The sequence below is a fragment of the Kribbella sp. NPDC050281 genome (genome assembly GCF_040655855.1).
Classification (GTDB): domain Bacteria; phylum Actinomycetota; class Actinomycetes; order Propionibacteriales; family Kribbellaceae; genus Kribbella.
The window spans coordinates 141,432-149,507 of the sequence record NZ_JBFAKS010000023.1 but is presented as its reverse complement, the minus strand read 5'-3'; the positions used below and the strand labels follow the sequence as shown (position 1 = coordinate 149,507).

General features: G+C 69.6%; 7 protein-coding genes. 2 read left to right on the top strand and 5 right to left on the bottom strand.

The window, feature by feature from the left end; translation table 11 throughout:
* Positions 1-415: 415 nt before the first annotated feature.
* From AB0I34_RS24820 to AB0I34_RS24805, 4 genes are all read right to left on the bottom strand, one after another.
* On the bottom strand, positions 416-1,909 hold the full coding sequence (locus AB0I34_RS24820) for a HAMP domain-containing sensor histidine kinase (RefSeq protein WP_360448978.1): 1,494 nt from the start codon (positions 1,907-1,909) through the stop codon (positions 416-418).
* Positions 1,909-2,610, bottom strand: coding sequence for a response regulator transcription factor (locus AB0I34_RS24815; protein WP_360448976.1), 702 nt, complete (start codon positions 2,608-2,610; stop codon positions 1,909-1,911). The genes AB0I34_RS24820 and AB0I34_RS24815 overlap by 1 nt, the downstream gene beginning before the upstream one ends.
* Positions 2,611-2,679: 69 nt before the next feature.
* Complete coding sequence (locus AB0I34_RS24810) at positions 2,680-3,213, bottom strand: hypothetical protein (RefSeq protein ID WP_360448973.1); 534 nt, start codon at positions 3,211-3,213, stop codon at positions 2,680-2,682.
* 112 nt (positions 3,214-3,325) lie between these two features.
* Complete coding sequence (locus AB0I34_RS24805; protein ID WP_360448970.1) at positions 3,326-3,811, bottom strand: DUF456 domain-containing protein; 486 nt, start codon at positions 3,809-3,811, stop codon at positions 3,326-3,328.
* 42 nt (positions 3,812-3,853) lie between these two features.
* On the opposite strand from AB0I34_RS24805, the gene AB0I34_RS24800 reads away from it, so the two are divergent.
* Positions 3,854-5,845: a glycogen debranching N-terminal domain-containing protein gene (locus tag AB0I34_RS24800; RefSeq protein WP_360448968.1), complete on the top strand. Its 1,992-nt coding sequence runs from the start codon at positions 3,854-3,856 to the stop codon at positions 5,843-5,845.
* On the opposite strand, the gene AB0I34_RS24795 is transcribed toward AB0I34_RS24800, so the two are convergent.
* Positions 5,846-6,469: a LysE family translocator gene (locus tag AB0I34_RS24795; protein ID WP_360448965.1), complete on the bottom strand. Its 624-nt coding sequence runs from the start codon at positions 6,467-6,469 to the stop codon at positions 5,846-5,848. It lies immediately after the preceding gene.
* 88 nt (positions 6,470-6,557) lie between these two features.
* On the opposite strand from AB0I34_RS24795, the gene AB0I34_RS24790 reads away from it, so the two are divergent.
* Positions 6,558-8,039: a PLP-dependent aminotransferase family protein gene (locus AB0I34_RS24790; RefSeq protein WP_360448962.1), complete on the top strand. Its 1,482-nt coding sequence runs from the start codon at positions 6,558-6,560 to the stop codon at positions 8,037-8,039.
* Positions 8,040-8,076: the final 37 nt, after the last annotated feature.

Sequence of the window (8,076 nt, the reverse complement as noted above, 5' to 3'; positions counted from 1 at the left end):
GCGTTGGTGGCTGGGGACCAGCGGCGGGCCGCGGGTCCTTCCCGGCCAAGAGTCTGGGGAGGCTACGGGGAGTTGGTCGGGGGGCCAGGCGCACACCGCTCGCCAACCCACCCGCCGATGGGTCAGCCCATCAGACGGGGACGCCGGGAATGGAACGGGACGCCGGGGCTGGAACGGACGCCGGGCTGGAACGGCGACGCCCGGGTGGGCGCGCCCGGCGTGGGCGGGCCTGGGGCCGCGGACAGGATCTGGGGAGCGGACAGGATCTGGGCCGCGGACAGGATCTGGGCCGCGGACAGGATCTGGGGACCGCGGACAGGATCTGGGGAGCGCGGACATGAAATAGCGTGTCCGCGGTCACCACAAGGTGTCCGCGGTCGCGCGAACCCGACCCCGACCCCGACCGCGGGTGGGGTTAGGGGTTGAGGGGCAGGTGGACGGTGAAGGTGGCGCCGTGGGGGGTGGTGTCGCTGACGGTGACTCGGCCGTGGTGGGCGGCGACCAAGGCAGCCACGATGGACAGGCCGAGGCCGGAGCCGCCGGTCGAGCGGGTCCGGGCCGAGTCGGCGCGGTAGAAGCGTTCGAAGACGCGCGCCTTCTGGTCGTCGGTCAGCCCGGGACCTGAGTCGCTCACCTCGAGCACGGCCTCGCCGTCGCGCGTCCCGACCGCGACCAGGATCGGTGCGTCCGTCGGCGTGTGGTGGAGCGCGTTGCTGATCAGGTTGCCGAGCACCTGACGGAGCCGGGTCTCGTCGCCTTCGACCACGGGCGCTTCCGAGTCCGGCAGGATCTTCAGCGAGATGTTCCGCTCGGGCTGCACCGCCTGCGCGTTGTGCAGCGCGTCGGCGGCGATCGGCAGCAGATCGACCGGCTCCATCCGCAACGGTCGCTGCTGGTCGAGGCGGGCCAGCAGCAGCAGATCGTCGACGAGCAGGCCCATCCGCTTCGCCTCGTCCTCGATCCGGCGCATCGTGTCGGCGTCGCCGCTGTCCCCGCGCTGGCGGGTCAGTTCGGCAAAGCCCCGGATGGACGTCAACGGCGTACGCAGCTCGTGCGACGCGTCCGCGACGAACCGCCGCATCCGCTCCTCCGACTGCCTCGCCGCCTCCTCCGATCTCCGGGCCACGTCCTCGGATCGGCGAGCGGCGAACTCCGACGCGGTGCGTTGCGCGAAGGCGGTCTCGATCTGTCCGAGCATCTGGTTCAGCGCGAGCGACAGCCGCCCGACCTCGGTCCGTGGATCCCGTTGCGGTACGCGCCGGCTCAGATCACCGCCGGCGATCGCGACAGCGGTGTGCTCGACGTCCTCCAGTCCACGCAGACTTCGCCGTACGACGAAAGTCCCGACGCCGGCCAGCAGCACGAGCAGGATGACGCCGGCCGCGGCCTGGACACCGACCAGCCGTTGCAACGTGCGACTCATGTCGTGCAGGCTCTGCGCGACCATGACTGATCCGCTGCCGTCGGACAGCGGTACGGCGAGCACGCGCCAGGATGCACCGCCCGACACCGCGTCAACGTTGAACGGGTGCCCGTCGAGCGCCCGGACCTGGTTGAGGTTGAGCGTGGGCAGGTCCGGCAGCGGCGCCTCGCCCTCGACCAACTGGGCGCGGAACGGTCCACCGCTGGCCTGGCCCTCGGAGTCGCTGAACTGCACCACGAACACACTCGGCAGTGGCCGTCGCCGGCCGTCGCCGGGCCCCATCGGCCGGTCCAACGGGTTGCGCTGCAGGGGCATCGAGGCCTGCTGCAGTTGCTCGTCGACCCGGTCGACCAGGTACCCGCGCATGATCGTGGTCGCCAATACACCGGAGGCGACAAGTGCGAGCGCCACCAACGTCAGCAGGACGACGACGATGGTGACGCGGAGCGGGTACCGGTCGGTGAAGCGCCGGTGGTTCAGCTGCATCAGTTGGGGCCTCGTGGGGTGCGCAGGACATAGCCGACCCCGCGGACGGTGTGGAGCAGCTTCTGGTCGCCGGTGTCGACCTTACGGCGCAGGTACGACATGTACGACTCGACCACGCCCGCGTCGCCGGCGAAGTCGTAGTTCCAGACCGCGGACAGGATCTGGCCCTTCGACATCACCCGTTCGGCGTTCTCCAGCAGGCAGCGCAGGAGCTTGAACTCGGTCAGCGACAGCTGGACCGCCTCACCGGCTTTGAAGACCTCGTAGCTGTCCTCGTTGAGCTCGAGGTCCGCATACTTCAGTACGGCGGCATCCGGTGTGGCCTGCTCGCGGTGGCCGGATCGGCGCAGCAGTGCCCGGACCCGGGCGACGAGCTCGTCCAGGCTGAACGGCTTGGTCACGTAGTCGTCGCCGCCGGTGTGCAGGCCGAGCACCTTGTCCTCGACCGCGTCGCGCGCGGTGAGGAAGAGCACCGGCACGTGCCGGTCCTCACCGCGCAGCCGGCGGACCACCTCGAAGCCGTCCAGTCCGGGCATCATCACGTCGAGCACGACCAGGTCGGGCTCCACCTCGCGCGCCTTGCGCAGCGCCTCGGCGCCATGGGTCGCCGTGGTCACGTCGTACCCGGCGAAACGCAGGCTCGCGGACAGCAGCTCGACGATGTTCGGCTCGTCGTCGACCACCAGCAGATGCGGACTCATGTCCCCAGTCTGCCGCCGGCACCCGTGGGAACCCTGGAAGATTCCTGGCAATCAGCTGTGAGTCGCTGGTCAGCGGGGCCCGCGCTTGAAGCCCCACTTGTCGCCGGCCGCCTGCCGGACAGTGCCGTCGTTGACCGAGCTCGCGGTGGCCTTGCCGTCCGCGACCACTGCGGTCACCTGGACGGTGTTGCCGACCTTCACATCGTCGATGCCGTCCCGGGCGGCGTTCACGAGGGTGTCCTCGGTCAGGGTGTAGGTCCGGCTGTAACCGTCTTCGCTCTTCACCGTGATCGAGTCCTTGCTGACCGCGGTCACCTCACCACGCTGGGTCGCCACGGTCTGGTAGCCGCCACCGTCCTTCGGCACCACGAACTCGCCGTGCAGCGCGCCGCCCATTCCGAACTCGCCGCGGTGGCCGAGCCCCTTGCCCGGGCCAGGCTGGTTCGACGGGGCCGAGGGGGAGGCGGAGGGCGAGGGGGACGGCGTCGGGTCGGCGTTGGTCGCTGCCCAGGCAACGCCACCTGCGGTCGTGGTCGCCGCGACGGCGGCGACTGTGCCGGCGATCCGCCAGCGCTTGTCCGAGAGCTTCTGCAACGTCGCCATGCGTCTACTGCCTTCCGTACTGCGTGCCGGCCGAATCACCGGCACTGGTACTCGCCACACTGCCGCACGGAACTGAGACGACGCTCCGGTGGACCTTGGAAAACCCTGGCAATCAGACCAGGAACAGCACCGCGGCGAGCCAGACGGCGGCGGCGAGCGACGTACCGATGAGCTCGATCAGGATCGACAACCCGGTGGCCCGGAGCGCGTGCTTGGTCGACGTCCAGGCGTTCGCGTGCGCCTTCAACCGCTGCCACTCGGACAGATAGACACCGAGGGGGAAGCCGACGAACATGCCGACCACGGGGATCAGGAAGAAGCCGACGATGCCGAGCAGGACGCCGACGATGATCGACCGCCTGGGAACGCCGGACTCACGTAGGTGCCGCTCCGGTACGACGTACTTGACCACCTGGCTGGCCCCGATCAGGACGACCGCGGCGGACAGCACGATCCAGGCCGTCGGGCCCTTCTCCACGAGTGCCCAGACCAGGATCGCCGCCAGGCTGAGGATGGCGCCTGGCAGCACCGGGATCACGATCCCCAGAATGCCGACGAAGATCACCAGCCCGATCAAGAACGTGCCAAGAGTGTCCACGGGGGCAACTGTGCCGCAAAACCGGGCCCTTAGGGTGGAGGTATGTCCCAGCTGCACGAACTGGTCACTGCGCTCGCTGCTCCGTGGGTGGTCCTCTCGCCGCGTTCCGGTCAGTTGACCGGGAGCAACGGTGTAGAGGGCGTGTACGCCCAGGACCGCCGGATCCTGTCCCGGTCGGTCGTCACGATCAACGGCCGCGAGCCGCTCCCGGTGCACGCCGATGAACGAGGTGCGGCATCCCACCAGTACGTCGCCCAGGTCGAGGGCGTCGGAGACACCCGGCACGACCCGACCGTGATGCTGTACCGGACCCGCGACGTCGACCGCTACGGCATGACCGAGCGGATCACGCTGGTGAACCGGTCGCGCGCGGCGATCGAGTGCCGGCTAGATGTTGCCCTGGGCACCGATCTGGCCCCGATGGCGGCGGTCCGCAACGGTACAGCGGACGAGCTGCCCGACCTGACGCCCGAGCGCGTCTCAGAGACCGTCCTGCACTGGGAGAGCGCGGGCACCCGGGTGAGCGCGAGCCTCGACCCCGGCGTCAGGGCGACGCCGCGGCTCGAACCGGGGGAGGAGTTCACCCTCACGGTTCGCGTGACCGCCGAGTTCCCGCCGTCGACCACCGGGTTCAGCATCGACCCGCCGCCGGCGACGCCCGAGTACGGGCTCGACGTCAACTGCGATGACAAGAGGGTCGAGCGCTGGGTGGAGCGGTCGCTCGAGGATGTGCGGGCGCTGCAGCTCGCAGCCGGCGACGACCGCTATCTCGGCGCCGGACCGCCGTGGTTCCTGACGCTCTTCGGCCGTGACTCGCTGATCGCGTCCGGCATGCTGATCCCGGTCGATCCCGAGCTCGCCGCCGGCACGCTGCGTGCGCTTGCGGCCAAGCAGGGCACCAAGGTCGACCCGGACACGGCAGAGCAACCGGGCAAGATCCCGCACGAGCTCAGGGTCGAAGATGCCGACCACGGTGGCGGTCTGGTCCTGCCGCCCGTGTACTACGGAACGCACGACGCGACGCAGCTGTGGATCACGACGCTGCACAAGGCGTGGCGCTGGGGCATGCCCGCCGACGAGGTGCGGGAGCTGCTGCCGAACCTCGTCCGCGCCCTGACCTGGATCAAGGAGTACGCCGACCCCGACGGCGACGGCTTCCTCGAGTACATCGACGAGTCGGGACACGGACTGGCCAACCAGGGCTGGAAGGACTCGGGCGACGCAGTCCAATGGCCGGACGGCACGCTCGCCACGGCACCGATCGCGCTGTGCGAGGTGCAGGGCTACGCCTACGCGGCGGCTGTCCAGGGCGCCGAATTGCTGGAGGCGCACGGTGAGTCCGGCGACGAGTGGCGGCTGTGGGCGACCGCGATGCAGGAACGGTTCCGCAGCGCGTTCTGGGTCGACGGCTATCCGGCCATCGCACTCGACGGTGCCAAGAACGCAGTGGCGGGCCGGGCGTCGAACATGGGTCATTTGCTCGGGACGGGACTACTGGACGCCGACGAGGAGCAGACGGTCGCCGAGGTCCTGGCCGGCGACGATCTGGACAGTGGCTTCGGTCTGCGAACGTTGTCCACGGCAATGACCCGGTTCAATCCGCTGGGCTACCACACCGGCAGTGTCTGGCCGCACGACACCGCGATGACGGTCCAGGGCCTGTACGCCACAGGTCACGCGGCGCTGGCTTCGTCGTACGTGGACGGACTGATCCGTGCCGCGGAGGCGTTCGGGTACCGGCTGCCGGAGCTGTTCGGCGGGCGGGGGAGGACGGCGGAGCGGACGCCCACGCCGTACCCGGCGTCCTGTCGGCCACAGGCCTGGGCGGCTGCCTCGGCGATCGCGGTGGTGGTGGCCGCGCTCGGGATCGAGCCCGACGTTCCCGGTGGCCGGCTGGTCGTGAACCCCGCCGAGGATCTGCCGTGGGAGCGCCTGGAGGTCAGCGGTCTGCGACTCGGCAGCGGGGTCCTGTCGGTGCGTCTGGAGGCCGGGAAGCTGACAGTGCTGGAAGCCCCGAAGGATCTCCAGCACTGATCAGATGGTGAGTACTGCGGCTGTCGCCAGGACGAGGTAGACCGCGGCGACGAGCCGGTTGCCCCACGCACTCGTCGTCCGGGCTGAGCGGACCCGGCGGCCGATCGCGTCAGCGCCGACGGCGTAACACAGGTCCAGGGACAGACCGATCAGCATCGCGCCGACGCCGAGCAGCAGCATCTCGGTGCGGAGCTGATCGGGTCCGGCGTCGCGCGTCGTGAACTGCGGGAGGAAGGCGAGGAAGAACAGCGCGGCCTTCGGGTTCAGCAGGTTCACCACGATGCCGTCGCGGAAGATCCGGCCGAGCGGTGCGGGCGGAACGCCGCCGTGCGGGTCGCTCGTCGGAGCCTTCAGCATCTTCACGCCGAGGAAGGCGAGGTAGAGCGCACCGGTCAGAGTGATCGCGGTGAACAGCGTCGGCGACGCCTTCACGAGGGTCGCCAGGCCGAGAGCCGCAACCACGATGTAGACCAGCGTGCCGGTCTCGATCGCGAGTGCGGACACCACGCCGGCCCGGCGGCCTTGGGTCAGGCTGCGGAGCGAGATGTAGAGGTTGTTCGGTCCTGGCATTCCGACCAGCACTACCGTCGCGCCGGCGAATCCCAGCAATTGCCCGATCCCCATGATCCCTGCCTCCCACTCGAACTGGACTGCCTTCTACGTCTAGCCTGGCGGCGCGGGAACCAGTCCACCCGAGCCAATAGGGGGAGAAGTGGACCGTTCTGGAGACCCGGCTGTCCTGGCCGACCTGATCGGCAGTCGGCTGACCGGTCAGGCAGGTGGCCGTGGCCTGTATCGGCGGCTGGCCGATGCCATCGCGGCGTTGATCGGATCGACCGAGCTCCCGGTCGGCGCACGCCTCCCGGCCGAACGCCGGCTCGCCGAGGCTCTCGCGATCAGTCGCTCCACCGTCGTCGCGGCGTACGACGAACTGCGCGCCCGCGGGCTCGTGGAGAGCCGCCGGGGGAGCGGTACGAGGGTCGCCGGGGCCGCGGGACGTGGTCGTTCACGAGCGGACAAGCGAATGCCGGCCGGGTACGGCGACTCGCTGTTCCACCGGATCGCGGTCGGTCCGGGCGAGGTCATCTCCCTCACCTACGCCGTCGACCCGGGACTGCCGGAACTCGCGGACGAACTGATCGACCTGGCGACTGGGGACCTGCCCGCACTGCTCGACGACGTCGGGTACCACCCGCGGGGTCTGGCGGTGTTGCGTGAGCGGATCGCTGATCACTTTTCCGAGTCCGGACTGCCGACTTCGCCCGACGAGATCGTGGTCACCACCGGGGCGCATCAGGCGATCGCGCTGGTCACGCAGATGTACCTGCGGAACGGCGCGGCGGTCGTCATCGAGCAGCCCAGCTGGCCGGGGTGTTTCGATCTGTTCGGCGCGGCTGGTGGCCGGGTGGTCGGCGTACCGCTGGACGATGCCGGCATCCGGCCGGATCTGCTGACGGCCGCGTTCGCCGAGCATCAGCCGGCCATGTTGTTCGTGATGCCGACGTTCCACAATCCGACCGGCCAGCTGATGTCCGCGAACCGGCGTCGGCAGGTTGCCGAGATCGCCGCGAAGCATGGCGTGGTGGTCGTGGAGGACAACGCGTACTCGGCGTGGGATCCGTCCGGGCCGGCGATCCCGCCGCCGCTGGCCGCGTACGCGCCGGACGGGTGTGAGGTGCTCACCATCGGGTCGGTGTCGAAGGCGGTGTGGGGTGGGTTGCGGATCGGGTGGATCCGGGCGTCGCGGCCGCTGGCTGAACGGTTGGCGCGGCACAAGGCGCTGGCGGATCTGGGTAGTCCCGTGATCGATCAGGCACTCACGGCGCGGTTGCTGCCGCGACTGGCGGAGGTGACCTCGGCGCGGGCACGGGTCTCGACGGCGCGAAAGAAGCTGATGGGCCAGTTGTTGATCGAGCGTTTGCCCGAATGGGAATGGTCGGAGCCCGAAGGTGGGTCGGCGTTGTGGATCCGGCTGCCGGATGCGGATGCGCGGGTCTATGCGCAGGTGGCGTTGCGGCATGGTGTCGAGGTGGTCGCCGGGCGTGCGATGGATCCGACCGGGGAGCACGATGATTACCTACGGGTGCCATTCGCTTACGCAGAGCCAATACTTGACGATGCAGTGTCCCGGTTGGCTGCCGCCTGGCACGAACTTCGCCGGCACGGCCCCGGCCCCGGCGTACCTGTCGTCTGAGGTCCGTTGCCCGAACACAGAAGGATGGCGGTCACCC

Excerpts from the sequence above, each read along its gene's own strand:
- AB0I34_RS24820 (WP_360448978.1), bottom strand. The coding sequence starts at position 1,909 with ATGCAGCTGAACCACCGGCGCTTCACCGACCGGTACCCGCTCCGCGTC.
- AB0I34_RS24815 (WP_360448976.1), bottom strand. The coding sequence starts at position 2,610 with ATGAGTCCGCATCTGCTGGTGGTCGACGACGAGCCGAACATCGTCGAG.
- AB0I34_RS24810 (WP_360448973.1), bottom strand. The coding sequence starts at position 3,213 with ATGGCGACGTTGCAGAAGCTCTCGGACAAGCGCTGGCGGATCGCCGGC.
- AB0I34_RS24800 (WP_360448968.1), top strand. The coding sequence starts at position 3,854 with ATGTCCCAGCTGCACGAACTGGTCACTGCGCTCGCTGCTCCGTGGGTG.
- AB0I34_RS24795 (WP_360448965.1), bottom strand. The coding sequence starts at position 6,469 with ATGGGGATCGGGCAATTGCTGGGATTCGCCGGCGCGACGGTAGTGCTG.